This window comes from Halostella sp. PRR32 (assembly GCF_034808085.1).
Lineage (GTDB): Archaea > Halobacteriota > Halobacteria > Halobacteriales > Natronoarchaeaceae > Halostella > Halostella pelagica.
In genome coordinates this window covers 1-260 of the sequence record NZ_JAXHGL010000188.1, presented here as the reverse complement: position 1 = coordinate 260, position 260 = coordinate 1, and the positions used below count along the sequence as shown (strand labels likewise).

1 pseudogene is annotated in these 260 nt (G+C 63.1%); it reads left to right on the top strand.

The window, feature by feature from the left end:
- Positions 1 to 225: pseudogene (locus SM753_RS21510) on the top strand (IclR family transcriptional regulator C-terminal domain-containing protein); the annotation flags it as partial.
- Positions 226 to 260 lie beyond the last annotated feature (35 nt).

Below are 260 nucleotides of genomic sequence, written 5' to 3'. Positions count from 1 at the left end.
CTGCAGTCTGAACTCGATCGCATCCGCGAACGCGGCTTCTCCCTCGATTGACAGGAACAGTTTGCCGCGGTCAACAGCGTCGCCGTCAGCGTCGAAACCGACTCGCTGACCGGCGCCGTCTACGTCTCCGGACGGGCCGACGAACTCTCCGGAAAACGCTTCGAGGAGAACATTCCCGGCCTGCTTCTCAGCGCGAGTCGACTGTTGACCGATGCGCTCGAATAACCGCACCGGCGACCGCAGACCGGCCGGGAGTAACA